The organism is Rhizobium sp. SG2393 (assembly GCF_042610495.1).
In the GTDB taxonomy this organism is placed as follows: Bacteria; Pseudomonadota; Alphaproteobacteria; order Rhizobiales; family Rhizobiaceae; genus RU20A.
On the sequence record NZ_JBHGAP010000006.1, the window covers coordinates 156,432 to 180,354 of the forward strand.

Genomic DNA, 23,923 nt, shown 5'->3' on the forward strand with positions numbered 1-23,923 from the left:
CCCATGGCTTCCATCGCGCTCAGCCGCGTCGGCAAATCCTTCGGCCCGGTCTCGGTTCTCCACGAGGTCGATCTCGACATCCGCGACGGCGAATTCATCGTGCTCGTCGGCCCGTCCGGCTGCGGAAAATCCACGCTGCTGCGCATGATCGCGGGGCTCGAGGACATCACCACGGGGACGCTGACGATCGACGGCGAGCGGGTGAACGAGCGGCGGCCCAGAGATCGCGACATCGCGATGGTCTTCCAGTCCTACGCGCTCTATCCGCACATGACTGTGGCCGACAATATGAGCTACAGCCTGCGCCTGCGTCGCCGCCCGAAGGATGTGATCGCGCAAGCCGTCAGCGCAGCTTCCGCCAAGCTCGGCCTCGACCCCTACCTCGCCCGCCGGCCGAAAGCGCTGTCGGGCGGCCAGCGCCAGCGCGTCGCCATGGGCCGCGCCATCGTGCGCAAGCCGAAGGCCTTCCTCTTCGACGAGCCGTTGTCGAACCTCGACGCCCGCCTGCGCGAGCAGATGCGCGCCGAGATCAAGCGCATGCATGCCGACCTCGGCGCCACCTCCGTCTACGTCACCCACGACCAGATCGAAGCCATGACGCTCGCCTCGCGCATCGTCGCCATGAATGCCGGCTCGGTGCAGCAGATCGGCGCGCCGCTCGACCTCTACGACCGCCCCGCCAATCTCTTCGTCGCCGGCTTCATCGGATCGCCCGGCATGAATTTCCTCGAAGGACGCGTCGAGCAGCGCGGGGAGACCAGCACCGTCGTCCTGTCGAAGGGCTTCCGCCTGCCGCTTCCTGTCCGCATTCCCGCCGCCGACGGCGAGGCGGTCACGCTCGGCATCCGCCCGGAACACGTCAGCGTCGTGCCGGAGCAGGACGGCATCGCGGCGACGGTGGAACTGGTGGAGCCGACCGGCCTCGGCGTGATCCTCCACCTCCTCGTCCACGGCGAACCGTTCAAGCTCTTCTCGACCGATCGCGCGCTGATCCAGTCGCAAACACAACTGACCATCGGGCTGCCGAAGGAGCGGCTGCACATCTTCGACAAGGCCGGCAACCGGCTACCGATCGCATAAGGGCGGGCTCCATGGAGGCCGCACGACCGGCCGGTCATTGAGCGCCGGGGCGAAGGCGTCAGCCGTCCTCGAGGCGCGCCCAGTGCACCATTTCCCCAGGGTAGCCGGGGGCTTTCACCGCCTGATCGCCGGCGGCGGGCATCGCCGCCTGCGCCGGCGCAAGCGGATCGGGCTCGGTGGCGCAGAACACCTGCATCAGCATCGTCATGACAGCCTCCACCCGCGCATCGGCGATCGAGTAGTAGATCTGCCGCGAGGCGCGCCGCGTCTGCACCACGCCGGCCTGGCGCAGTTCGGCCAACTGCTGGGAAAGGGCCGGCTGCTTGAAATCCAGCGCTTCCTGTATTTCGCCGACGGAGCGCTCCTTTCCGGCGATATGGCAGAGAAGCATCAGCCGGCTCGGCGTGCTGAACAGACGCATGAACTCGGCGGCCTCGGACGCCTTTGCCTGCATGGCATCAAAGGACAAAGGCTTGCCCGTCATGCCTTGCGCTCCCGGTAATACCATGCGGGACCGTCACCCATCTGCTCGGCCTCCTCAATCGTCGCGGCCGCCGGCTCGATCAGCGCGCCACCGGGCTGCCACCCTTCCGGCGTCAGGGCGTGCTGCGCCTGTGACGTCTGGAGCGCGGCGACGAGGCGCAGCAGTTCGGCAACCGATCGCCCGACATTCATCGGGTAGGAGACCATGGCGCGGATCACGCCGTCTGGGTCGATGACATAGGTGGCGCGAACCGTGCCGCTGTTTTGCGAGCCGGCATCCAGCATCCCGTAGGCGCGTGCAATCACCATCGCGGAATCCTCGATCAGGGGGAAACCGACCTTGACGCCGAAACTGCGCTCGATGTCCCGTAGCCAGGCAACATGGGCGTAGAGACTGTCGACGGACAGTGCGAGCAGGTCGCAACCGAGCTTTGCGAAGTCCGGCTGCGCCTTCGCGAAGGCGATGAATTCGCTCGTGCAGACGGAGGTGAAATCGGCCGGGTGGGAGAAGAACACGAGCCAGCGCCCGCGGTAATCCGACAGCGAGAGATCGCCCGCGGTCGAGCGCGCCCGGAAGCCGGGAGCCCGGTCGTGAAGGCGCAGGGTCGGTGCCTGCGATGGCTGGCTGACGTCAACCCCATCCATATCCGCCATCCTCCTGGAAACGTGCCGGAATGGATTAGCGCCATACAGGCGATTTGTCACCAGAAATTCATTGTTGCATTATTATTGTAATTATGTATTTTACATCATCGACAGGAGTGAAGCCCATGACCGCGAGCACAGATATCCACCTCACCCATGCATCGCACATCGTCCGCGAAGCGCTGAGCCATGCGGAGAAGCGCCCGCATGTTACGTCCTTCTTCGATCCCGCGACCTTTACCGTCAGCCATGTCGTTCGCGATCCCCAGTCGAAGGCCTGCGCGATCATCGACAGCGTCCTCGACTACGATCCTGCGTCCGGCCGGACCGTCAGCGCCTCGGCGCAGTCCCTTATTGATTACGTCAAATCTGAAAGTCTCGAAGTCCAGTGGCTTCTGGAGACGCATGCCCATGCAGATCACCTGTCTGCGGCGCCCTTTCTCCAGAAGGAGATCGGCGGCCAGCTGGCGATCGGTCGTGACATCATCCGCGTACAGGAGGTGTTCGGCAAGATTTTCAACGCCGGCACCGAGTTCCAGCGCGACGGCAGCCAGTTCGACCAGCTCTTCCAGGATGGCGACCGTTTCAGGATCGGGAACCTCGATGCCACGGTGCTGCATGTGCCCGGCCATACGCCGGCCTGCCTTGCCTATGTGATCGGCGACGCGGTCTTCCCCGGCGACACGCTGTTCATGCCGGATTTCGGCACGGCGCGCTGCGATTTCCCGGGGGGCGACGCCCGCACACTCTACCGCTCGATCAAGCGGCTGAACCAATTGCCGGGCGAAGCCCGCATGTTCATGTGCCACGACTACAAGGCGGCCGGCCGCGATACCTATGCCTGGGAAACAACCGTCGACGCAGAGCGCACCGGCAATATCCACGTTCACGACGGCGTCAGCGAAGACGAATTCGTCGCGATGCGGACCGCGCGCGATGCAACACTTGCCATGCCGAAGCTGATCCTGCCGTCGGTGCAGGTGAACATGCGGGGCGGCCAGATGCCGCCGGCGGAAGAAAACGGGGTCCGCTACCTGAAGATCCCCGTCAACGCCCTCTAACGGTCCGGTCTTAACCATGTCCAGTTTCAATGTCCTTTGGCCGCTTGCGGGCGGCCTTCTCATCGGCCTCTCGGCGGCGCTCTACCTGCTGCTGAACGGGCGCATTGCCGGCATATCCGGCCTTGCCGCAAGCGCGGTCGGCCTGTCCGGCCCGCGACCCGGGCTTCTCGGCCTCGGCTTCCTTGGCGGCATCCTTGCCGGCGCTGCAGCGGCCGTCACCTGGATCCGGCAGCCGGATCTGACGATCACGGCGTCACCGCTGCTTCTCGTCGCCGGCGGATTGCTGGTCGGTTTCGGAACGCGTCTCGGATCGGGATGCACCAGCGGCCACGGGGTCTGCGGACTGGCTCGCCTGTCGCCACGGTCGATCGCCGCCACCGCGACCTTCATGATCGTGGCGGCTGTCACGGTCACTGTCATGCGCCATCTAGCAGGAGGTGCGTGATGGCCTATCGGCTCCTCGCGGCGATCCTCGCCGGCCTTCTCTTCGGCGCAGGGCTCGTCATCTCCGACATGGTCAATCCAGCCCGCGTCCTCGCCTTTCTCGACGTCACCGGCGCGTGGGATCCATCGCTGGCCTTTGTCATGGGCGGGGCGCTGATCCCGTCCTCCATTGCCTACGCGATCAAGCGCAAGCGGACCCGTCCGGTCTTCGACACTGCCTTTCACGTTCCGACCAGCCGCGTCATCGATCGCCCGCTGATCGGCGGCGCCATCCTGTTCGGTCTTGGCTGGGGGCTTGTGGGCCTCTGCCCCGGCCCCGCGATCGCCTCTCTCGTCACCGGCCGTTGGGAAACGGTGCTGTTTACGCTCGCCATGCTCGCCGGCATGGCGGCCTACCGGATGGTTTCGGCGCGGTGACCATAGGCGGAGCCCCCAGGGACCGGTGAGTGACCAACCCCCAGCCTCCAGAAAAAGGCCGCTTGAACGCGGGAGATAACATCATGATGCTCGAACCGCTGCAATATGGTCTTGGCGCCCTGTCGGGAGGCCTGGTCGGCTTCACGCTCGGCTTGTTCGGCGGGGGCGGTTCGATCCTGGCGGTGCCGCTGATGGTCTATCTCGTCGGCGTGCCGAGTGCGCACATGGCGATCGGCACAAGCGCCTTTGCCGTGGCCGCCAATGCCTTTACCAATCTGATCGGACATGCACGGCTCGGCAACGTCAAATGGCGCTGCGCGGGGATCTACAGCATCGCCGGAATTGCCGGCGCCTTCGTCGGCTCCACCTTCGGCAAGATGATCGACGGCGAGAAGCTGCTGATCCTGTTTGCCCTGCTGATGCTGGTCGTCGGAGCCCTCATGTTCCGTGCGCGGGGTGCACAGGGCAATCCCGGCGCCCAGTGTTCGCGCGGGAATATTCACAAGGTGGCTGGCTTCGGCAGCATGACCGGCGTCTTTTCCGGCTTTTTCGGCATTGGAGGCGGCTTCCTGATCGTGCCGGGCCTCATCGCTTCCACCAATATGCCAATCCTTTATGCCATCGGCTCTTCGCTTGTGGCGGTCACGGCCTTCGGGCTCACGACGGCCTTGAACTATGCCTTCTCGGGCTATGTCGACTGGCTGCTGGCGATCATTTTCATCGTGGGCGGCACGTTTGGCGGCTTTGCAGGATCGGCTCTCGCCAGGCACCTGTCGGCGCGCAAGGGCACGCTGAACAGCCTCTTTGCCACCCTGATTTTCGTGGTCGCGGCCTATATGCTCTATCGCAGCCTCGGCCCGGTCTCGCACGCCTGATCATCCGACACCGATGGTCCCGTGTTCGAGACCATCGAAGCGACCGCGCCTGCGGCGGCATCTTGGGGCCAAAGCCCAAACACGGTCCCCCACAGGCGTACGGCCGTCGTCACGCGATCGGCGGGCCCAGAAGATCGATCGCATGTGCGCTGCAGATCTGCGCCAGCGTCTGCTGCTGTTCGGGCGTCGGCGGCAGCTGTTCGGGCAGGCCGTCCGTTGCGGCGGGGCGGGCGGCGGCGCGCACCATGGTCTCGAAGGCGCCGTTGGTGATGGTGAGGAAGCGGCAATTGTCGGACAGGACGCGGAAGCTGTGCACGCAGCCCTTGGGCATGTGGATCGTGTCGCCCGTTGCTGTCTCGATGACCTCGCCGTCGCGCTGGAACCGCACCCGGCCCTCGAGGATGAAGAAGGTCTCGCTTTCCTTGTGGTGAACGTGCAGCGGCGGCGCGAAATCCTTCGCCATGCGATGCTCGATGATGGACATGCCGTCGGCATTGTCCGCCTGCTTCAGGTGGACCAGCAGATGGGCCGTCATGAACCAGAGACTTTCGGCATTCGAGGTCATTTCCCTTTTTCCTTTCGTGTGTCGGATCGATCGTGTGAGTGGCCGCGCGGTTCGGGATTGAACGGCGTTCGGCAGGCACGTTGCGAAACCGGGTGTCGGACTGAAGTCCGGGCGCAACGCCTGAGGCTTCGCTCATCGCCGCAACGCCGGAACCCTTGATGTCCATCGTCCGAAGCCCCCCGGTTTCGGTGCGCCCGGTTTATCAGGCGGCCCGGCAATGATAAGACCGATCATCGAGCATCATTGGTTGGAAAATCGAGCATGCGATCCCTCGATCCGCTGGAAGGCCTTGCCGCCTTCATTACCGTAGCCAAGCATTTGAGTTTCACCCGGGCGGCGGAGGAGCTCGGCATGTCGCGCGCGACCGTCGGCGCGCAGGTTCAGGCCCTCGAGCGCAAGCTCGGGGTGCGGCTGCTGCAGCGCTCGACCCGCGCCGTCGTGCTGACCGAGGCGGGCTCGGCCTATTTCCAGTCCCTGGTCGGCATCATCCCCCAGGTCCGCGAAGCGGAGCGAGCGGCGCTCAGCTACCAGGAGGAAGTCGTCGGCAGGCTGAAGATGACCGTGCCGCCCGAGTTCGCGCAGATCCACATGGCTCCCATCATCGCCGAGTTCCTGAAGCGCAACCCGTCGCTTTCGATCGACGTCACCTTCTCCCACCGCGCGGTCAATCTGATCGACGAGGGTTATGACCTCGCCATCCGGGGCACCATCGTCCTCGAGCCCAATCTCATCACGCGCCATCTCGGCGATTCACCGCTCGTTCTCTGCGCCGCACCCGACTATATCGAGAAGCACGGGCTGCCGGCCGAGCCCATGGATCTGCCGGGCCACGCCTGCCTGCACTTTTCCGGCCTGCGATGGGGCAATGTGTGGATCCTGAGGAAGGACGGCCACACGCTGCGCATTCCCATCGTGCCGCGCTATCTCGCCAATGACGGAATCTCACTCAGGGACGTGGCTCTCGCCGGCGCCGGAATCACGCTGCTGCCGATGTTCGAGATCGGGCCGGAAATCCGGTCCGGCCGTCTCGTCCGCCTGCTGGAGGACTGGACGATTGGCTCCATTCCCGTGCATGCCGTCTATCCCGACAACAGGAACATCGCCTCGAAGGTCCGCCGCTTTACCGACTTCCTCGTGAAAAGGCTGCCGAAGGACGCGTTCTCCTAAGGTTGAGGGCTCGTTCATACGCAGGCGGCAGCGGGCAATGCTCCTGCCTTTGTTTTCTACCTCCTACCCCAGCAGCATCCGCAGATGGTCGTTAAGGAACCGTCCCTTGGGATCAAGGCTGCGGCGCAGCTGGCGGAAATCATCGGCGCGCGGATAGAGATCGGTCACGTCCTGCGTGTCGAGGAAGTGCATCTTGCCCCAGTGGGGACGCGAATTGTAGCCGCGCAGGATGGTATCGACATCCTTGAGGAAGGCCCAGTAATCGATGCCGGGGCCGCCGGATACCGAGAGCGTGATGCTGTCCTGCTTGTGGAACGGGCTCATCCAGGCGGGATCGCCGGCGGTGAAGCGGTATTCGATCGGGTAGATGCAATTGGTGTGCTTGGTCAGCATCAGCTCGCGCACGGCGCGGATCGAGGCCTTGCCGTGCTCCAGCGGCACGGCATATTCGAGCTCCACGAAGTTCGGGACATATTCGATCGGATAGACCTCGGAACTATAGGCGATCTTCTCGAATTCGCTTTCCATGGGCGCGGCCGTGGTGATGTCCATCACCTTCATCTCGCAGACATCGGCGGTCTTGCTGGTCGAGGAGACAGCCGACGTATCCGGCAGGCAGTAGAGATGCCGGCTTTCGGGAACCGGGCACCAGAAGAAGCCGAAGTGCCGGTGGTTGGCGGCCAGTTCGTCGTGGCGCTCCATGCAGGTCTCGAAATCGTCGCGCCAGAGCCTTTCATGCAGATTGTAGGCATCCATGACATTCAGCGTCAGGGAGGAGATGATGCCGAGCGAACCGACCGAGACCTGGGCAGCATGCAGCAGGTCCAAGTCGGTGCCATCGATGTCGAGCACATCGCCGCTCGCCGTCACCAGCCGCATGCCGGCAATGGAGGAGGCGAGATTGCCGAGCGTGATGCCCGTGCCGTGCGTGCCGGTGGTGAAGGCGCCGGCGACCGCCTGGCTGTCGATGTCGCCCTGGTTGGTGAGCGAAAGCCCGTGTTCCTTCAGCGTCCTGCCGATCTCGTTGATGCGGGTGCCGCCGGCGACCGTGATCTGCCGGCGCGCCTTGTCGACCGACTGAACGCCGCGCAGCCTTTCCAGCGACAGAAGCAGTCCGTTGGTGCCCACCACAGGCGTGAAGGAATGTCCCGATCCCGCCACGCGCACGGCAAGATCGCGCCGGTTGGCCTCGTGCACGAGTTCGGCCACCTCGGCCTCCGTCTCCGGCGTCGCCCTGAACTGCGAGACGCAATACTGGTTGCCGACCCAGTTGCGCCACATGCCACCCTTTTCGAGACCCATCGTCTTCTCCTCAGACCGCGGTAAAGCCGTTATCGACGAACAGATGCGCACCGTTGACGAAGCTCGACTCGTCGCTGGCGAGATAAAGGGCGGCCTTCGCCACCTCGTCCGGCCGGCACATGCGGCCCTGCTGGGCGGCAATGGCGGCCTCGGAGACATCCACGCCATGGCGGGTGAGTTCCTCGACCTCGCGCTGGCCATGCGCGGTCTGGATGAAGCCGGGGCAGACGGCATTGCAGCGGATGTTGCGATCCCGGAATTCGACGGCGATGGCGCGGGCGAACATATGGCAGGCGCCCTTCGTCGTGTTGTAGGCCACCTCCATCGGGGTCGCCGCGACGGCCGAGATCGAGGAGGTGCAGACGATGGAACCACCGCCGGCCTCGATCATCTGCGGCAGAACGGCGCGCGTCATCAGGAACATGCTGCGCACATTGATGGCCATCAGCCGGTCCCAGTCCGCAACGCTGGTTTCCAGGAAGGGGCCGATGATGATGGTGCCGGCATGGTTGAAGAGCACGGTGATCGCGCCGAGCTCGGCCGAAATCGCCGCGACGGCCGCGGCCACCTGTCCTTCATCGGAAACATCGGCCGCCGCGAAGGCCACCCGGTAGCCGTCGGCGCGCAGCCGTGCCGCAACCGCCGCACCCTCGCTCTTCGGGAGATCGACAATCCCGACTGCGGCACCTTCGCGCGCAAAAAGCTCCGTCGCGGCCAGCCCGCAACCGCCGGCGCCCCCACTGATCAGCGCCACCTTTCCGTCAAGCCGTCCCGCCATGGGGTCTCCTTTCGCCGCGTCGAAGCCCTGGAGAATGGATCAGGGACACCCCATCGGGCCGATCCTGCATCCCACCCCACGGGCTTTCCGCCCCTGTTTCGAGATCGCAGTCTGGCCCATTGCAACGGGTTCGTCCATCTTTGCAACAGCAGCGGCACACATCCCGTTTCAGCCGAGACCCGCTTGGCAGCGCCCATCCCCGACGGGAAAGCCCTCGCCCCTCAAACCGGCACGGGCGGCGCTGCGCCATCCGGCCAGCGTGATGTTCGATCCTGTGCCCTGATGTGTCCGCGCCACCAAGGATGCGCGGCGGCTGGCCCTACATGATCCCCCAAGCCCGGAACCGCCCCCGGCCCGTCATCTCTCTCAACCCCAGTTCCTGCACGATCCGCCGCGCTGCCTGTGGCGTGACGTCCAGCGCCTTCGCCACCATGCCGGCCGAGATCAGCGGCCGCGCCATGACGAGGTCGACAAGCTCGGGAAGTTTCGACGACGTCCGACGTCCCGCGAGCTTTCGCTGCATCATCTGCCGCGCCAGTGCCAGCCTATCATGTTCCTTGAGCCCCGTTTCGGCAGCGATCGTCATCGCCTTGGCAATCGCCAGCAGTCGTGTTTCCCGATCCCGATGCCGGCGCCGGTCGACGGGAATGGCCTTGAGCCCGAGATTGATGGCGGCGAGATGGTCGCCGGTCGTGAGGCCGCCATCGCGCAGGAGAGAGGCAGCCAGCAGGCGCCCGAGCCAAGGCGCATGCTGAAGCACCGCGATCTCGTTCCAGGCATCGAGAGCGACGACCGCCTGCATCACCGGCGGAAAATCCTGGACGCGGGCCAGAACGTCCCGCCACGCCTCCAGACGCTCGTCCTCATCCCAATCAAGGTCGTAGACCAGGGGATCCTTGTGGGTTGCGCTTCGGGCGCCCGCCGGCGCCCTGGCCTCCTCGATGGCGGCATCGGAGCGGGCGAGCACAGCGTCGATTGCCGCGAAGGCGTCATCCAGTTCGTCGGCCTCCGCATCCTGCACCTGCCCATGCGCGGCCGGTGCGGCGGACACGCCCATCTCTTCCTCCGGCAGGGGCACCGTATCGCCATCCGGCGATGCCGGTGCCGTCACCCGTCCGCGCAACGAGGCGAGACCGGCGGCCGACAGCGCCCAGCCCGGCGGATGCGCGGCGATGCGCCGTCGGGTTTTCAGAATGTCGCGGGCAATGGTGAGTTCGTGGGTCGGCGCACGAATGTCGCGCAGCGCATCATGCAGGACAAGATCCTCGAGATGAACGAGCTCGCCATCCACCCAGAGCGAGGCATGCGCATCGAGAAAGTGAGACCGTTCGACAAGCCCTCCGCCGACGGGGGACCGATGGAGGCGCTCATCGAGCCGGACAAGCGCCACGGCGGCGTCGGAGACAGGCCGCAGGAGTGCATGAACGGGCATTTTCGTGAGATCATAAGACATTGAAATTATGGTAAAGGATTCGTTAAGCGAAATCCATGTGCCACTTAGAGTTCAACAGACGACCCGACCGTGGCTCAAGGTATTCACTGCCGATAACTAAATCTTATCGATGATGAGATGGCTCGGGCGTGATTGTTGCCATCACCGTCCGGAAGACCTATGTTCAGCGGGTCCAAACAGCGAGACGAGCGATGTCCGAACCGCAGCTTTCCATCCGCAGCAGCAAGGCGCGCGAGCTGGCCCATGCGCTTTCCCGCCGTACCGGCCAGCCGATCAACCGGCTCGTCGAAATTGCGCTTGAACGCTATGATCAGGAACTGCGTGCCGGCAGCGTCCGCTATCCCATGGACGCTGTGTGGGACTTGGCTGCCAAGGATCTGGCAAATATCAAAGCCGGCACGACCTCCAATCACGACGAGTTTTACGACGAGAACGGTCTGCCGATATGATCGCCGTCGATACCTCTGTCGTTGTTGCGATATCCATGAGGGAGCCAGAGGCGGAGACCTTCAGAATACTGATGGGACGTGAGCCGGTGATTATCGGTTGGCCAACCTTGCTTGAGGCACGAATGGTTCTTACGGGCAAAGGTTTCGCGAGTGCCGCCAGCATCGTTGAGCAGCTTGCCAAAACTGCGAACGTGACGACTGTCGTGTTTGACGAGAAGCACTACCGCGCCGCCGAAGACGCTTTCCGTCGCTTTGGCAAGGGGCAGCATCCGGCAAGTCTCAATATGGGAGACTGCTTTTCCTACGCCGTTTCCGCCATCGCCAAGGCGCCCCTGCTCTTCAAAGGCAACGACTTCGGGCAAACGGATCTCAAGCTGCATCCCGCCTCGTCGATGACGTGAGCGTTCCTGGCGTTGACGTGGTCGTTGGTCGGGCCGGAAAAAGCGGCACGATCGCGTCTGTTCTCCAGAGAGACCGGCGTGACGCGGCGGCGTCCCGTCACGTCAGCCGAGTGTCTGGCTCACCAGCCCGTAGGTGCGCGGGGCGTCCGGCGCCTCCGGTGCGAAATCCGCAAGCGTTTTGCCGAGCGACATGGTCAGCACGGTGTCGAAGACGGTCAGGCCGCTTTGCACGACCTCGACGGCGAAGGCGCCGCTGCCGAAATGGGTGTCGAGGCGCAGGAACGTGTCCTTGTGGTCGCGCATGTGCGGCGTGACCACGCAGAGCGCATCCGCATCGTCGGCGGCAACGATGGGCCCCACCACATGGCCGCGGCCGAAGCGGCGGCACAGGGCGAAGGCGACCAGCCGGCCGTCGCGAAACAGGCCGTAGCCGCGCGACTGGCCGAAGAGCTTTTCCAGGAGCGCGGCGCGCGGCACGCCGAAGGCGGTCGCATCCAGCGCCACCGCCGCCGCCAGATCCGCGCTTTCCAGGGCGCGCAGCGTGCCGGCGGCCGCCACGTCATCCGGCACGCGGGTGACGAGACCCTGGCACTGATAGACCTTCATTTCCGGCTTGAAGCCGAGCGAGAGATAGAGCCGCTGGGCGGCGCGCGTCGCATTCAGCCTGAGGTTCGACCCGTGAAGATCCCGCAGCGCATATTCCATCAGCCACAGGCCGGTTCCCTGCGTCTGCAGGCGCGGCGAGGTGATGACCATGCCGATCGTCGCCAGCTCCGGCGACTGGCGAAACCACATGGCCGAGCTCATGATGCGGCCGATCTCGTCGTTCGCCACCACGCCCTCGCCGACCGCGCGCAGGAACTGCCAGTCCTCGGCCCGGTGCGGCCAGCCGACCGAGATGGACAGCGCGTGCAACTGCGCGAGATCGGCCTGCCCGACCGCGCCGATCGCGATCGCGAAGGCATCGATCTGGATTTTTTCGCCGGGGCCTGCCGTATCAACCACGATCCATCCTCGAAAGACGTTCCTGCACGCTCAAGCCTGTCGCCTTATCCGCGATCGTGCCGGACAATGCGCCGATGATAAAGCCGCAAGCGCCGCAGAATTTGCTCGAAAGCGACCGCGACACACAAGATTCAACCAAAACCCGCGCGGCTTCGGCACGCAATCCCGCCGAAAAGCGCCATGCTGGCGACCTGGCGAACCATGTCACAGACGGCCGGAGGCCGCATCGGGAAAACCATGACCGCAACCGAAATTCTGGAAAAGCTGGTATCCTTCGACAGCGTCGTCGGCATGCCGAACGGCGCAATCGTCGATTGGATCGTCGACTATCTTGGCCGCCATGGCATTCCGGCCACCGTGCTGCCCGGCCCGGAAGGCGACCGCTGCAATCTCTTCGCCACGCTCGGACCGCGCGACGTGCCGGGCTACATCGTTTCCGGCCATATGGATGTGGTGCCCGCCGCCCCCGGCGAATGGACATCGCCGCCGTTCCGCCTGCGCCGCGAGGGAGACCGGCTCTTCGGGCGGGGCACGACCGACATGAAGGGCTACCTCGCCGCAGCGCTCGCCGCCGTGCCGCGCCTCGCCGCGCTGGGGCTGAAGCGCCCCATCCACCTCGCCTTCTCCTATGACGAGGAGGCCGGCTGCCGGGGCGTGCCGCATCTCATCGCGCGGCTGCCGGATCTGTGCGCGCCACCGCTCGGCGCCATCATCGGGGAACCCAGCAACATGCGCGCCGTGCTCGCCCACAAGGGCAAGGCCGCCGCGCGGGTGACGATCCGCGGTCGCGCCGGCCATTCCTCGCGGCCCGATCTGGGCCTCAACGCGATCCACGCGATGGCAGACGTGCTGAATGCGGCAATCGATCAGGCGGCGCGCCTGACGCAAGGGCCCTTCGATGCCGCCTTCGAGCCCGCCTACTCGTCCCTGCAGGCCGGCGTGATGGCCGGCGGCAAGGCGGTCAACATCGTGCCCGACCTCGCCACGCTGGAACTGGAGGCGCGTGCCATCTCCGGCGTCAATCCCGTCGAACTGCTCGGCCCCATCCGCACGGCGGCGGAGGCCCTGCGCGCGCAGGGCTTCGCTATCGCGTGGGAGGAGATGAGCGCCTATCCGGCGCTGGCGCTTTCACCGCAAAGCCCGCTCGCCGCTCTCGTGGAAGAGCTGACCGGCGAAACGCCGCTTCGCGCCGTCAGCTATGGCACCGAGGCCGGGCTCTATCAGGCCGCCGGCATCGACGCGCTGATCTGCGGCCCCGGCGATATCGGCCGCGCCCACAAGCCGGACGAGTTCATTCTCGAAAGCGAACTTTTTGCCTGCCAGCGCTTCCTCGAAGCGCTGGGTGCACACTGCGCGGCATAAGGAAGCAAAACCAATGACCTTCCTCTTCAATTCGGATGCAAAACGCGGCGCGGTGTTTTCGCAGGCCTTCGCAAGCGCCCTGCCCGACATCCCCTTCCGCATGGATGCGGCGACCGTCGATCCCGACGCGGTGCGCTATCTGCTGACCTGGACGACGCCTGCGGATCTGGCGCGCTACCGCAATCTGGACATCCTGTTTTCCATCGGCGCAGGCGTCGATCAGCTCGATCTGGCGGCCATTCCCCGGCATGTGAAGGTCGTGCGCATGGTCGAGGACGGCATCGTGCGGATGATGCAGGAATATGTGCTGCTCGCCGCGCTGGCGCTGCACCGCAACCTGCCCGCCTATCTCGACCGGCAGCGGCAGGGCCTGTGGTCGCCCCTGCCGCAGATGCAGGCGCAAGACCGCCGCATCGGCATTCTCGGCCTCGGCATGCTGGCCGAGGCCGTGCTTGAGCGGCTGAAGCCGTTCGGCTTTCCGCTCGCCGGCTGGAGCCGCAGCCCCCGCGCCATGGAGGGCGTGATCTGCCATCACGGCGCGGCCGGGCTTGCGACGATGCTGGCCCAGACCGACATTCTCGTCTGCCTGCTGCCGCTGACGGCAGAAACGCGCGGGTTTCTGGACGCCGCGCTGTTTGCGAAACTCCCGCATGGTGCGGCCCTCATCCATGTCGGGCGCGGCCCGCAGCTCGATCAGGCAGCACTGCTGGCGGCCCTCGACAGCGGCCACATCGCCGCCGCCATGATCGATGTCACCGATCCGGAGCCCCTGCCGGCCGATCATCCGCTCTGGCGGCATCCGAAGATCATTCTCACCCCGCATATTGCCAGCGTGACCCAGCCGGAATCGGCGGCCCGCGCCGTCATCGACAATATCCGCCTGCATCTCTCCGGACGCGACCCGATCGGTCTCATCGATCGTTCGCGCGGCTACTGAACCGCAAACCTCCTGAAAGGAACGCCATGTCTCTCTCGAAAACGTCTCTCCTGAAAACGCTTGATCCGAACCCGACCTTCGCGCCGAAGGAATCCGGCCCCCTGCCCGAGCGGCTGATTGCCGGCGCGCCCGCCTTCAAGACCTGGGCGATGGACGAGGCCAAGGATGGCAAGGTGCTGTCCGGCGTATGGGAAGCCACCCCCGGCGAAACGAAGTCGATCAAGGGCGAGGTCTTCGAGTTCTGCCAGATCCTCTCCGGCGTGGTCGAAATCACCCCCGATGGCGGCGAACCGGTGATCTACCGGGCCGGCGACAGCTTCGTCATGAAGCCGGGCTTCACCGGCGTCTGGAAGACGATCGAAACGGTGCGCAAGATCTACGTCGTCGTGAACTGACGCAAGGGCGCCATTCCCCGCGACCCCTTACGCGGGCGGCAAGGCAAAAGATTTGTCTGCCGCCCGGCATCAAAACGCAAGAAACGTCGGCGCGGTGCGGCGCACGCAACCATTCGTGCTCGGCAGTTCCAGTTAGTGTCAGGCAAAGACTGGAAGGAACCGCCACGATGAGCCTGAGCTTCAATCCCGACACGCTTGACCTGCCGGTCGGCCATTTCATCGGCGGTGCCCTGATCTCGGCCGCAGACGGCCTCGACATGCACCGGCCCTCCGATGGCAGGGCCTATGTGCATTGCCCGGTCGCCGACGCCGAGCTGGTGGACCGCGCGGTGGAAAACGCCAAGGCGGCGCTCGCATCCAGCAACTGGGGCGGCGTGCGCCCCCGCGAGCGCACGAAGGCGCTGCAGGCCTGGGCCGACCTCATCGAAGCGGAAGCCGGGACGCTGGCGAAGATCGAGGCGCTCTCCTCCACCCGGCCCGTCGGCCAGCTCGTGGCCGGCGACATTGCCGTCACCGCCGAGCAGATCCGCTTCTTCGCGGAATTTGCCGACAAGGAAGGCAGCGATGTCGTGCCGACCGACGACCAGACCTTCGGCATGACGCTCAGCGAGCCCTATGGCGTGGTCGGCGCCATCACGCCGTGGAACTTTCCCGTCTCCATGGCCGGCTGGAAGCTGGGCCCCGCGCTCGCCGCCGGCAACGCCGTCATCATCAAGCCCTCGGAAATGACGCCCTTCTCGACCGTCTACATGGCGCAACTGGCCGTCAGGGCCGGCATTCCGGCCGGCCTCATCAACGTCGTTCTCGGCGACGGCCCGACGACCGGCAATGCGCTGACCGGACATGCCGATATCGCCAAGGTGAGCTTCACCGGCTCGACGCGGGCGGGCTCCGCCATCATGGAAAACATCGCCCGCACCGGCGTCAAGCCGATGACGCTGGAACTCGGCGGCAAGAGCCCGCAGCTCGTCTTTGCCGATGCCGATCTCGACAAGGCCGCCGCCGCGATTGCCGGCAGCGTGATCTTCAATGCGGGGCAGGCCTGCGTGGCCGGCACACGGCTGATCGTGGAAAAATCCGTCGCCGATGAACTCATCGCCGCGATCATCGCCCGCATGCAGGCCGCCCGCCCCGGCCCGACCTGGGAGACGGGCACGCAATATTCCCCCATCATTTCCGAGCGCCAGCGCGGCCGCATCGCCAGCATCGTGGAGGCCGCGAAGGCTGCCGGCGGCGAATGCCTGACGGGCGGCGACGCGATGGAGGGTGCCGGCTATTTCTACGCACCGACGCTGATCGGCGGCGTGGCGCAGGACAATCCGGCCATTGTCGAGGAAATTTTCGGCCCCGTGCTGACCGTCCAGACCTTCGAGACGGAAGAGGAAGCGCTCGCCCTTTCCGCCCACCCGGTCTACGGCCTGGCCGCCGGCCTCTTCACCATCGACCTCTCCCGCACGCTGCGCTTTGCCCGCGCGCTGGAGGCCGGCACGGTCTGGGTCAACCGCTACAGCCGCTCGCGCGACCATATCCTGCCCACCGGCGGCTACAAGCGCTCCGGCATCGGCAAGGATCTCGGCCGCGAGGCCTATGAGGCGAACCGCAAGAGTAAGAGCGTGCTCATCAGTCTTTGAGGATGAAGAGATGAAAACCCACACGATCGCATTGATCCCCGGCGACGGCATTGGCCGCGACGTTACCGACGCCGCCTGGGCGGTGCTGCAAACCGTTGCCGAAACCTCCGGCTTTTCGCTTCAGGCTAAGGAATTCCCGTGGTCCTGCGCCTTCTACAAGGAAACCGGCCGGATGATGCCGGAAGACGGGATCGAGACGCTCAGCGCCTTCGACGCCATTCTTCTCGGCGCGGTCGGCTGGCCGGCGGAGGTGCCGGATTCGGTCTCGCTCCACGGCCTGCTGCTGCCGATCCGCAAGGCCTTCGTGCAATATGCCAATATCCGCCCGCACCGGCTTCTGCCCGGTGTGCAGGGTCCGCTGAAGGCGGAAGGCTTCGACATTCTCTGCATTCGCGAGAACACCGAGGGCGAATATTCAGGTGCCGGCGGGCGCGTCCATCAGGGGCTCGACAATGAAGTCGCCGTTGAAACCTCGATCTTCACCCGCAAGGGCGTCGAGCGCATCATCCGCTTCGGCTTCGAGCAGGCCCGCGCGCGGCGCGGCAAGCTCGCTTCCGTGACGAAGTCCAATGCGCAGAAACATTCGATGGTCTTCTGGGACGAGATCACGAAGACGCTTTCCGCCGACTATCCGGATGTCGAGGTGACGAGCTACCATGTCGATGCGCTCGCCGCCCGCATGGTACTCGCACCGGAAAGCCTCGACGTCATCGTCGCCTCCAACCTCTTCGGCGATATCCTGACGGATCTCGGCGCCGCCATTCAGGGCGGGCTCGGCTTTGCGGCGTCTGCCAACATCAATCCCGACCGGTCCGCCCCCTCCATGTTCGAGCCCGTCCACGGCTCGGCGCCGGACATTGCCGGCCAGGGCATCGCCAACCCGATCGCCACCATCTGGTCCGGCGCGATGATGCTCGACCATCTCGGCGAACGGGATGCCGCCGCCCGCGTCATGGCCGCCCTTTCCACCGTCACGGCCAAGGGCATCGGCACGGTTGCGGGCCGGGATTCGACCGACACGATCACCGCTGCGGTCATCGCCGCGCTCACCGCTGAATAAGGACACGCCCATGCTGAACCTCAAGGACCAGAGCCTCCTCCGTCAGGCCGGCCTCATCAATGGCGAGTGGGTCGCCGCCCGCTCCGGCAAGACGGTCGATGTCATCGACCCGGCCACGCAGGGCGCCATCGGCACCGTTCCCGACATGGGCGGCGAGGAGACCCGCGCGGCCATCGTCGCCGCAGAGGCGGCCTTCAAGGTCTGGAAGGCGAAGACCAATGCCGAGCGTGCGGTGCTGATCGAAAAGTGGTTCGATCTGATGATCGAAAACCTCGAGGATCTGGCGCTGATCCTGACATCGGAACAGGGCAAGCCGCTGGACGAGGCGCGCGGCGAAATCCGCTACGGTGCCTCCTTCGTCAAATGGTTCGCCGAGGAAGCCCGCCGCATCAACGGCCACACGATCCCGGCACCCACCCGCGACCGCCGCATCATCGTCCTGAAGGAGGCGGTCGGCGTCTGCGGCATCATCACGCCGTGGAACTTCCCCAATGCGATGATCACCCGCAAGGTGGCCCCGGCACTTGCCGCCGGCTGCACGGTCGTCATCAAGCCGTCGGAATTCACGCCCTATTCGGCTCTGGCGCTCGGCGTTCTCGCCGAACGCGCCGGCATTCCGGCGGGCGTCATCAACATCGTCACCGGCATGCCGACGGACATCGGCAACGAACTGATGGCCAACGAGACGGTGCGCAAGATCTCGTTCACCGGCTCGACCCGCGTCGGTTCGCTGCTGATGCGCGGCGCGGCCGACAGCGTCAAGCGCCTCAGCCTCGAACTCGGCGGCAATGCCCCCTTCATCGTCTTCGACGACGCCGATCTCGATCTCGCCATCGAAGGCGCGCTCGCCTCGAAATTCCGCAATGGCGGCCAGACCTGCGTCTGCGCCAACCGCATTCTCGTGCAATCCGGCGTCTACGATGCCTTCGCCGCCAAGCTGAAGGCCCGCGTCGATGCCATGAAGGTCGGTCCGGGCACGCAGGCCGGCGTCTCCATCGGCCCGATGATCAATGCCGCCGCCATCGAGAAGATCGAGCGCCACGTGGCGGATGCGCTCGCGAAGGGTGCCAAGATCATCACCGAGACGCCCGACATGCCGGAAGGCCGTCAATACACCGCCCCGATCGTGCTGACGGGTGCCACGACCGGGATGGACCTGGCGACCGAGGAAACCTTCGGCCCGGTCGCACCGCTCTTCCGCTTCGAGACGGAAGAAGAAGCCATCGCCATTGCCAACGGCACGCCCTTCGGCCTTGCCTCCTACTTCTTCACGGAAAACCTGAAGCGCGCCTGGCGCGTCGGCGAGGCGCTGGAATTCGGCATGGTGGCGCTCAACACCGGCCTCATCTCCATGGAAGTCGCCCCCTTCGGCGGCGTCAAGCAATCCGGCCTCGGCCGCGAGGGCGCACAGATGGGCATTGAGGAATATCTGGAAACCAAGAGCTTCCACATGGGCGGGCTGGCTTGAGGAAAGAGGAAGGGCGGCTGAAAACCGCCCCCCAATATTCTTTCCATGAAAATGAAGAGGGCGCGGATTGTCTCCAATCCGCGCCCTCTCTTTGTCTTCACAGGACCCTCACTGGAACCGGTCCAGCATCCGGTAATACTGCCCCACCAGCGGCAGGAACCAGGGCTTGCCGAAATGGCCGGGCACGGCGGGCCAGGGGTAGTCGCGCATGGGGTTGCGATCCGGCTTCCCGAGAATGGCGTCGGCGACCGTCATGCCGAGCTGGGTGGAGAGCTGCGCGCCATGGCCGGAATAGCCCATGGCGTACCAGAGACCGTCCTGGAAGCCGGCGCGCGGGTAGCGGTCGGCCGTCATGTCGACAAGGCCGCCCCAGCAATAGTCGATATCGACGCCGGCGACCTGCGGGAAGATGCGCTCCATGCTGGTGCGCAGGATTTCGCCGCTCTTTGCGTCCGAGCGCTGGTCTGAGGTCGCCGAAAAGCGGGCGCGGCCGCCGAAGATCAGGCGGTCGTCCGGCGCAAGGCGCCAGTAGTTGCCGATGTTCATCGTGTTGACGCAGGTGCGGTTGCCGGGCATGACGGATCGCACCTGCGCCTTGGTCAACGGACGCGTGGCGATCAGGAAGCTGCCGACCGCGATGATGCGGCGGCGGAACCAGGTGAAATTCTTCGTCGTGTAGGCCCCTGTCGCCATGATGACATTGGCGGCGGTGACGCCGCCGCGTGACGTTTGCAGCGTGTGAACGCCATTCGCCTTGTAATGCCCGGTGACGGTCGTGCCCTCGAAGATCGTCGCGCCATGGCGCGTGGCAGCCTCTGCGAGCCCGACGACGTAGCGGCCCATATGTATCATGGCGCTCTTCTTCGACAGCATGGCACCATGGAAGGGCGCGCCGACTTCGCTCTTCAGCTCCTCCGGCGACAGCAGCGCCGTATCCGGATCGCACTCCCTGTTCAGCGCCTCGAAATTGCGCGCGATCGCCTCGAAATGCTTCGGCTTCGAGGCGAGCTTCAGCTTGCCGGAGCGGCGGAAGCTGCAGTCGATCCCCTCTTCGGCGATCAGCGTCTCGATCGTGTCGATGGACTGGTCCAGCGCATGATAGAGCGCGATGGCGCGCTCCTTGCCAAGCTCGGCCTTGGCGCCGAGATAGCTGTGGGCGAGACCGTTGTTGAGGTGCCCGCCATTGCGCCCCGACGCGCCGAAGCCGACGCACTCGGCCTCCAGCACGACGACCTTCGCGCCCGCCCGCGCCAGCTGCCGCGCCGCTGCGAGCCCGGTAAAGCCCGCGCCGATGACGGCGACATCGTAATGGCCCTCGACCGGACCTTTCGCACCCCCTGCAAAGACCGGGGCCGTATCATGCCAGTAGGAGACGAATTTCATCGGCCTTGCCTTTGCTTGGTCTTGTTGGACGCAGGACATGCGACCTTGTCTGTCTGCCGTTGCGGCTCCCCCTCACCCCGCCTGCGCTTGACGCCCGGCGGACTGCTCCCAAACGGGGAGAAGGTGGCTCGAAGGGTCGAATGAGGGGGCTCTCGCAAGGCTTTACCGTAGCCGGCTCAAAGGCCCACGACACCCGGCAGGCCGGAAATGTCGGCGATTTCGGTATAGCCGTAATAGGGGTTGGCCGGTTCGTGCCCGCGGTTGACCCAGACCTTGTTCCGGATGCCGAGATCGTGGGCCGACATCAGGTCGTAGCGGAAGGAGGAGGAGACATGCAGCATGTCTTCCGGGCCGCAGCCGAGCATGTCGAGCATGTATTCGAACGCCTTGAAGCGCGGCTTGTAGGCCTGTGCCTGTTCGGCGGTATAGACCTTGTGGAAGGGCGCGCCGAGCTTTTCGACATTCGACATGATCTGCGAATTCATCGCGTTGGAAAGGATGACCAGCGGAATTTCCTTTGCCACCTTCGCAAGGCCGGCCGGCACGTCGGCATGCGGGCCCCAGGTCGGCACGCGCTCGTAGACCATCTGGGCGTCTTCATCCTTGAAGGTCACGCCATTGGCCTTGCAGGTGCGCGACAGCGAATTGTAGACCACCTCCGCATAGGGCTTCCAGGCGCCCATGATCTCGTCGAAGCGGTAGGCGGAGAAGTTGCGGATGAATTTGTCCATGGCCGCCGCATCGAGACGGTCGCCGTAGAGATCGCGGGCAGCCCCCGCCATGTCGAAATTGATCAGCGTGCCGTAGCAGTCGAAGGAGATGTATTTCGGGCGGATGGGGGCCATGACGTTCTTCCTCTGGCTTTGACGTTTCGTTGTGCTGATCTTATGCGGTGTGGCCCGGCGTCGGCGGTCCGAATTCACCTGTCCGTGAAGCAGAATGTTTTTAATGTGGCGCCCCGTTTGGCAGACTATTGCACGGGCAAGCCTTCCCGTTTGCCGCTGCGGGAGCCGGCGTCACCGATGATGGCGCCGTCCGCTCCAGGGCCCGCACGGCCGCAGCATAAGATGCGGCGACATCCCGCCCCTTTGGCGAAAGATAGTGCGCGGGCCTCGCCATTCAGACGAATAGCTTCCGCATCCTCGCCGACACTGATCGCAAGGAAAGGGAATGGCCATGCACACCCAGATCGATCTCGTTGCCTTCGGGCCTGAACATATTGACGGCGCGGTCGCCCTGTCGCAGGCCGAAAGCTGGCCGCACCGGCGCGAGGACTGGATGCTGGCCCAGCATCTCAGCGCTGGCGTCGTTGCGACCGATGCGGATGGCCGCGTGACCGGAACGACGCTGGTTACCCCCTATGGCGAGGATTGCGCCACGATCAACATGGTCATCGTCGACAGGTCGATGCGCGGGCTTGGCCTTGGCCGCAAGCTGATGGAGCGCGCCTTCGCGCTGGCCGGCGAGCGCCCGCTGAGGCTCGTCGCCACGAAGGAGGGCCTGCCGCTTTACGAAAAGCTCGGCTTCGTGGCGAGCGGCGAGATCCGCCAGCACCAGGGCGCGGTTCGCCCGCTTGAGCGTCCCGAGGGCGTCGAGGCGATGCGGGCCGGCGATCTCGATGCGCTGAAGGCGCTGGACCGCGAAGCCTATGGCGCCGACCGCTCCGCGCTGATCGATGCGCTGGTCGAGCGCGGTTCGATCGCCGTGGTGCGCAAGGGTGCCGCCATTGAGGCCTGGGCTGCGATCCGCGCCTTCGGCCGGGGCGAGGTCATCGGCCCGGTGATCGCGCCGGATGCCAGAACCGCCTGCGCGCTCATTGCCTATCACGCCGCCACCCGCCCCGGCGCGTTCCTGCGCGTCGATACCGGCAGCGAAACGGGCCTTTCGCCTTGGCTCGCCGACATCGGCCTCGCCCATGTCGGCGGCGGCATCGCCATGCGCAAGCCGGAGCGGGCAAACGCCGAACAGGCGCGCCGCAAGGTCTATGCGCTCGCCAACCAGGCGCTCGGCTGACCCCGCGCCCGTCCACGACTGTCCATCCGGAGACCGACCATGCTCGCCAATTCCCTGATCGAACTCGATCGCGCCCACCTGATCCACCCCGTCGCCTCCTATCGTGGCCATGAGCGGCAGGGCGTGCGCGTGCTCAAATCCGCCGCCGGCGCCCGGGTCACCGAGGCCAACGGCCACCAGCTGGTCGATGGCTTTGCCGGCCTGTGGTGCGTCAATGCCGGCTACGGACATGACAGCATCATCGAGGCGGCCACCAGGCAATTGCGCGAACTGCCCTATGCGACAGGCTATTTCGACCTCGGCTCCGAACCGGCGATCCGGCTGGCCGCGGAACTGGCCGAACGCGCGCCGGGCGATCTGAACCGCGTCTATTTCACCCTCGGCGGCTCGGATGCGGTGGATTCCACCATCCGTTTCGTGCGCTACTACTGGAATGCCAAGGGCCAGCCGCAGCGCGACCAGTTCATCTCCATCCAGCAGGGCTATCACGGCTCCTCCACCGTCGGCGCCGGGCTGACCGCCCTTCCCGCCTTCCATGCCGGCTTCGGCCTGCCCTTCGACTGGCAGCACAAGATCCCCTCGCCCTATCCCTACCGCAACCCGGTCGGGCAGGACGACGCGGCGATCACCGCCGCTTCGCTGGCCAGCCTGAAGGCGAAGATCGAGGAGATCGGCCCGGATCGCGTGGCAGCATTTTATGCCGAACCGATCCAGGGTTCGGGCGGCGTCATCGTGCCGCCCAGGGGCTGGATCAGGGCCATGCGCGAACTCTGCAAGAGCTACGGCATTCTCTTCATCGCCGACGAGGTCATCACCGGCTTCGGCCGCACCGGCCCGCTCTTTGCCTCAACCGACGAAGGCATCGTGCCGGACATGCTGACGGTCGCCAAGGGGCTGACCTCCGGCTACGTGCCGATGGGCGCGGTGCTGATGGCCGATCACGTCTACGACGTGATTGCCGATGGCGCGGGCGAAGCGGCCGTCGGCCACGGCTTCACCTATTCGGCCCACCCGGTCAGCGCGGCCGTCGGCCTTGCCGTGCTCGATCTCTACGAGGGCGGCCTGCTCGACAACGGGCGCAAGGCCGGCGCGCGGCTGCTGGAGGGGCTGAACAGCCTCGCCGACCACCCGCTGGTCGGCGACATCAGGGGCCGGGGCATGCTCTACGGCGTGGAACTGGTGACCGACAAGGCGAAGAAGACGCCGCTTCCGGCCGCCAGCCAGCCGGCCCGCCGCATTTTCGACCGCGCCTGGGACAATGGCCTCGTCATCCGCGCCTTTCCGCAGGGCGTGCTCGGCTATGCCCCGCCGCTGTGCTGCACGGATGACGACATCGACGCCATCGTCGCCTGCACCCGCAAGACGCTCGACCAAACCCTCGAGGATGCCGACATCCGCAAGGCCATGGCCTGAGAGCCGAGGAAGACCCCCGGCGGGGCGATCGACGATATACCGCCGGGGCAAGCAAGTTCGCAATTTTATGCTGCCGCTGCCGGCCAATTCGAATGATACGCCCCGGCAGACCTGCAAGACTGTTTAAGGGAAGACG

At 65.4% G+C, this 23,923-nt stretch carries 25 protein-coding genes; 16 read left to right on the forward strand and 9 right to left on the reverse strand.

Features of this window, described 5'->3' with window-relative positions; all coding sequences use genetic code 11:
- Positions 1-3 precede the first annotated feature (3 nt).
- The gene (locus ACED18_RS14360) at positions 4-1,080 is read left to right on the forward strand and encodes an ABC transporter ATP-binding protein (RefSeq protein ID WP_377293358.1); all 1,077 of its coding nucleotides are present in this window, start codon (positions 4-6) and stop codon (positions 1,078-1,080) included.
- Positions 1,081-1,138: 58 nt separating this feature from the next.
- Here ACED18_RS14360 and ACED18_RS14365 read toward each other — a convergent pair whose 3' ends face one another.
- On the reverse strand, positions 1,139-1,564 hold the full coding sequence (locus ACED18_RS14365) for an ArsR/SmtB family transcription factor (RefSeq protein WP_377293360.1): 426 nt from the start codon (positions 1,562-1,564) through the stop codon (positions 1,139-1,141).
- Positions 1,561-2,208, reverse strand: coding sequence for a peroxiredoxin (locus ACED18_RS14370; protein WP_377293362.1), 648 nt, complete (start codon positions 2,206-2,208; stop codon positions 1,561-1,563). Before ACED18_RS14370 ends, ACED18_RS14365 begins: the two co-directional genes overlap by 4 nt.
- Before the next feature lie 125 nt (positions 2,209-2,333).
- Here ACED18_RS14370 and ACED18_RS14375 point away from each other — a divergent pair, with 125 nt between their 5' ends.
- From ACED18_RS14375 to ACED18_RS14390, 4 genes are all read left to right on the forward strand, one after another.
- Positions 2,334-3,269, forward strand: coding sequence for an MBL fold metallo-hydrolase (locus tag ACED18_RS14375; RefSeq protein WP_377293364.1), 936 nt, complete (start codon positions 2,334-2,336; stop codon positions 3,267-3,269).
- Positions 3,270-3,285: 16 nt separating this feature from the next.
- Complete coding sequence (locus ACED18_RS14380; protein WP_377293366.1) at positions 3,286-3,714, forward strand: YeeE/YedE family protein; 429 nt, start codon at positions 3,286-3,288, stop codon at positions 3,712-3,714.
- Positions 3,714-4,130: a DUF6691 family protein gene (locus ACED18_RS14385; protein ID WP_377293368.1), complete on the forward strand. Its 417-nt coding sequence runs from the start codon at positions 3,714-3,716 to the stop codon at positions 4,128-4,130. The genes ACED18_RS14380 and ACED18_RS14385 overlap by 1 nt, the downstream gene beginning before the upstream one ends.
- A gap of 83 nt (positions 4,131-4,213) precedes the next feature.
- Positions 4,214-5,005 carry a sulfite exporter TauE/SafE family protein gene (locus tag ACED18_RS14390; protein ID WP_377293370.1) on the forward strand — a complete coding sequence of 264 codons (792 nt, stop codon included), beginning with the start codon at positions 4,214-4,216 and terminating at the stop codon, positions 5,003-5,005.
- Between the two features lie 109 nt (positions 5,006-5,114).
- Here ACED18_RS14390 and ACED18_RS14395 read toward each other — a convergent pair whose 3' ends face one another.
- Positions 5,115-5,570, reverse strand: a complete 456-nt coding sequence (locus ACED18_RS14395; protein ID WP_377293372.1) for a cupin domain-containing protein — start codon at positions 5,568-5,570, stop codon at positions 5,115-5,117.
- A 261-nt stretch (positions 5,571-5,831) separates the two neighbouring features.
- Between ACED18_RS14395 and ACED18_RS14400 the strand changes: the two genes are divergently transcribed.
- Positions 5,832-6,737, forward strand: a complete 906-nt coding sequence (locus ACED18_RS14400; protein ID WP_377293375.1) for a LysR family transcriptional regulator — start codon at positions 5,832-5,834, stop codon at positions 6,735-6,737.
- 63 nt (positions 6,738-6,800) lie between these two features.
- Here ACED18_RS14400 and ACED18_RS14405 read toward each other — a convergent pair whose 3' ends face one another.
- From ACED18_RS14405 to ACED18_RS14415, 3 genes are all read right to left on the reverse strand, one after another.
- The gene (locus tag ACED18_RS14405) at positions 6,801-8,039 is read right to left on the reverse strand and encodes a D-arabinono-1,4-lactone oxidase (protein ID WP_377293377.1); all 1,239 of its coding nucleotides are present in this window, start codon (positions 8,037-8,039) and stop codon (positions 6,801-6,803) included.
- A gap of 10 nt (positions 8,040-8,049) precedes the next feature.
- The gene (locus ACED18_RS14410; RefSeq protein ID WP_377293379.1) at positions 8,050-8,817 is read right to left on the reverse strand and encodes an SDR family NAD(P)-dependent oxidoreductase; all 768 of its coding nucleotides are present in this window, start codon (positions 8,815-8,817) and stop codon (positions 8,050-8,052) included.
- Between the two features lie 319 nt (positions 8,818-9,136).
- A complete protein-coding gene (locus ACED18_RS14415; protein ID WP_377293381.1) occupies positions 9,137-10,270 on the reverse strand; it encodes an RHE_PE00001 family protein in 1,134 nt (377 codons plus the stop codon).
- Positions 10,271-10,461: 191 nt separating this feature from the next.
- On the opposite strand from ACED18_RS14415, the gene ACED18_RS14420 reads away from it, so the two are divergent.
- A complete protein-coding gene (locus ACED18_RS14420) occupies positions 10,462-10,719 on the forward strand; it encodes a type II toxin-antitoxin system VapB family antitoxin (protein WP_377293383.1) in 258 nt (85 codons plus the stop codon).
- The gene (locus tag ACED18_RS14425) at positions 10,716-11,120 is read left to right on the forward strand and encodes a type II toxin-antitoxin system VapC family toxin (RefSeq protein WP_377293385.1); all 405 of its coding nucleotides are present in this window, start codon (positions 10,716-10,718) and stop codon (positions 11,118-11,120) included. The genes ACED18_RS14420 and ACED18_RS14425 overlap by 4 nt, the downstream gene beginning before the upstream one ends.
- 102 nt (positions 11,121-11,222) lie before the next feature.
- Here ACED18_RS14425 and ACED18_RS14430 read toward each other — a convergent pair whose 3' ends face one another.
- A complete protein-coding gene (locus ACED18_RS14430; RefSeq protein WP_377293387.1) occupies positions 11,223-12,125 on the reverse strand; it encodes a GNAT family N-acetyltransferase in 903 nt (300 codons plus the stop codon).
- Between the two features lie 237 nt (positions 12,126-12,362).
- On the opposite strand from ACED18_RS14430, the gene argE reads away from it, so the two are divergent.
- The 6 genes from argE (at position 12,363) to ACED18_RS14460 (ending at position 18,978) form a co-directional block, all read left to right on the forward strand.
- The gene (gene argE, locus ACED18_RS14435; RefSeq protein ID WP_377293389.1) at positions 12,363-13,487 is read left to right on the forward strand and encodes an acetylornithine deacetylase; all 1,125 of its coding nucleotides are present in this window, start codon (positions 12,363-12,365) and stop codon (positions 13,485-13,487) included.
- A 13-nt stretch (positions 13,488-13,500) separates the two neighbouring features.
- Positions 13,501-14,424 (forward strand): 2-hydroxyacid dehydrogenase, encoded by a 924-nt coding sequence (locus ACED18_RS14440; protein WP_377293391.1) that lies wholly within the window; start codon positions 13,501-13,503, stop codon positions 14,422-14,424.
- Positions 14,425-14,450: 26 nt separating this feature from the next.
- The gene (locus ACED18_RS14445; protein WP_377293393.1) at positions 14,451-14,819 is read left to right on the forward strand and encodes a cupin domain-containing protein; all 369 of its coding nucleotides are present in this window, start codon (positions 14,451-14,453) and stop codon (positions 14,817-14,819) included.
- Between the two features lie 167 nt (positions 14,820-14,986).
- Positions 14,987-16,450 carry an aldehyde dehydrogenase family protein gene (locus tag ACED18_RS14450; RefSeq protein ID WP_377293395.1) on the forward strand — a complete coding sequence of 488 codons (1,464 nt, stop codon included), beginning with the start codon at positions 14,987-14,989 and terminating at the stop codon, positions 16,448-16,450.
- 10 nt (positions 16,451-16,460) lie between these two features.
- On the forward strand, positions 16,461-17,510 hold the full coding sequence (locus ACED18_RS14455) for a tartrate dehydrogenase (RefSeq protein WP_377293397.1): 1,050 nt from the start codon (positions 16,461-16,463) through the stop codon (positions 17,508-17,510).
- 10 nt (positions 17,511-17,520) lie between these two features.
- The gene (locus ACED18_RS14460; protein ID WP_377293399.1) at positions 17,521-18,978 is read left to right on the forward strand and encodes an NAD-dependent succinate-semialdehyde dehydrogenase; all 1,458 of its coding nucleotides are present in this window, start codon (positions 17,521-17,523) and stop codon (positions 18,976-18,978) included.
- Positions 18,979-19,086: 108 nt separating this feature from the next.
- On the opposite strand, the gene ACED18_RS14465 is transcribed toward ACED18_RS14460, so the two are convergent.
- Together ACED18_RS14465 and ACED18_RS14470 are read right to left on the reverse strand one after the other, a co-directional pair.
- Positions 19,087-20,361 carry an NAD(P)/FAD-dependent oxidoreductase gene (locus ACED18_RS14465; RefSeq protein ID WP_377293401.1) on the reverse strand — a complete coding sequence of 425 codons (1,275 nt, stop codon included), beginning with the start codon at positions 20,359-20,361 and terminating at the stop codon, positions 19,087-19,089.
- A 176-nt stretch (positions 20,362-20,537) separates the two neighbouring features.
- Complete coding sequence (locus ACED18_RS14470; protein ID WP_377293403.1) at positions 20,538-21,206, reverse strand: haloacid dehalogenase type II; 669 nt, start codon at positions 21,204-21,206, stop codon at positions 20,538-20,540.
- 325 nt (positions 21,207-21,531) lie between these two features.
- Here ACED18_RS14470 and ACED18_RS14475 point away from each other — a divergent pair, with 325 nt between their 5' ends.
- Positions 21,532-22,374, forward strand: coding sequence for a GNAT family N-acetyltransferase (locus ACED18_RS14475; protein WP_377293406.1), 843 nt, complete (start codon positions 21,532-21,534; stop codon positions 22,372-22,374).
- 39 nt (positions 22,375-22,413) lie between these two features.
- Positions 22,414-23,787, forward strand: coding sequence for an aspartate aminotransferase family protein (locus tag ACED18_RS14480; RefSeq protein ID WP_377293408.1), 1,374 nt, complete (start codon positions 22,414-22,416; stop codon positions 23,785-23,787).
- Positions 23,788-23,923: the final 136 nt, after the last annotated feature.

Bases quoted from the DNA above. Each gene is read 5' to 3' on its own strand.
- ACED18_RS14360 (WP_377293358.1), top strand. From the start codon at position 4: ATGGCTTCCATCGCGCTCAGCCGCGTCGGCAAATCCTTCGGCCCGGTC.
- ACED18_RS14365 (WP_377293360.1), bottom strand. From the start codon at position 1,564: ATGACGGGCAAGCCTTTGTCCTTTGATGCCATGCAGGCAAAGGCGTCC.
- ACED18_RS14370 (WP_377293362.1), bottom strand. From the start codon at position 2,208: ATGGATGGGGTTGACGTCAGCCAGCCATCGCAGGCACCGACCCTGCGC.
- ACED18_RS14375 (WP_377293364.1), top strand. From the start codon at position 2,334: ATGACCGCGAGCACAGATATCCACCTCACCCATGCATCGCACATCGTC.
- ACED18_RS14380 (WP_377293366.1), top strand. From the start codon at position 3,286: ATGTCCAGTTTCAATGTCCTTTGGCCGCTTGCGGGCGGCCTTCTCATC.
- ACED18_RS14385 (WP_377293368.1), top strand. From the start codon at position 3,714: ATGGCCTATCGGCTCCTCGCGGCGATCCTCGCCGGCCTTCTCTTCGGC.
- ACED18_RS14390 (WP_377293370.1), top strand. From the start codon at position 4,214: ATGATGCTCGAACCGCTGCAATATGGTCTTGGCGCCCTGTCGGGAGGC.
- ACED18_RS14395 (WP_377293372.1), bottom strand. From the start codon at position 5,570: ATGACCTCGAATGCCGAAAGTCTCTGGTTCATGACGGCCCATCTGCTG.
- ACED18_RS14400 (WP_377293375.1), top strand. From the start codon at position 5,832: ATGCGATCCCTCGATCCGCTGGAAGGCCTTGCCGCCTTCATTACCGTA.
- ACED18_RS14405 (WP_377293377.1), bottom strand. From the start codon at position 8,039: ATGGGTCTCGAAAAGGGTGGCATGTGGCGCAACTGGGTCGGCAACCAG.
- ACED18_RS14410 (WP_377293379.1), bottom strand. From the start codon at position 8,817: ATGGCGGGACGGCTTGACGGAAAGGTGGCGCTGATCAGTGGGGGCGCC.
- ACED18_RS14415 (WP_377293381.1), bottom strand. From the start codon at position 10,270: ATGTCTTATGATCTCACGAAAATGCCCGTTCATGCACTCCTGCGGCCT.
- ACED18_RS14420 (WP_377293383.1), top strand. From the start codon at position 10,462: ATGTCCGAACCGCAGCTTTCCATCCGCAGCAGCAAGGCGCGCGAGCTG.
- ACED18_RS14425 (WP_377293385.1), top strand. From the start codon at position 10,716: ATGATCGCCGTCGATACCTCTGTCGTTGTTGCGATATCCATGAGGGAG.
- argE (WP_377293389.1), top strand. From the start codon at position 12,363: ATGACCGCAACCGAAATTCTGGAAAAGCTGGTATCCTTCGACAGCGTC.
- ACED18_RS14440 (WP_377293391.1), top strand. From the start codon at position 13,501: ATGACCTTCCTCTTCAATTCGGATGCAAAACGCGGCGCGGTGTTTTCG.
- ACED18_RS14445 (WP_377293393.1), top strand. From the start codon at position 14,451: ATGTCTCTCTCGAAAACGTCTCTCCTGAAAACGCTTGATCCGAACCCG.
- ACED18_RS14450 (WP_377293395.1), top strand. From the start codon at position 14,987: ATGAGCCTGAGCTTCAATCCCGACACGCTTGACCTGCCGGTCGGCCAT.
- ACED18_RS14455 (WP_377293397.1), top strand. From the start codon at position 16,461: ATGAAAACCCACACGATCGCATTGATCCCCGGCGACGGCATTGGCCGC.
- ACED18_RS14460 (WP_377293399.1), top strand. From the start codon at position 17,521: ATGCTGAACCTCAAGGACCAGAGCCTCCTCCGTCAGGCCGGCCTCATC.
- ACED18_RS14465 (WP_377293401.1), bottom strand. From the start codon at position 20,361: ATGAAATTCGTCTCCTACTGGCATGATACGGCCCCGGTCTTTGCAGGG.
- ACED18_RS14470 (WP_377293403.1), bottom strand. From the start codon at position 21,206: ATGGCCCCCATCCGCCCGAAATACATCTCCTTCGACTGCTACGGCACG.
- ACED18_RS14475 (WP_377293406.1), top strand. From the start codon at position 21,532: ATGGCCATGCACACCCAGATCGATCTCGTTGCCTTCGGGCCTGAACAT.
- ACED18_RS14480 (WP_377293408.1), top strand. From the start codon at position 22,414: ATGCTCGCCAATTCCCTGATCGAACTCGATCGCGCCCACCTGATCCAC.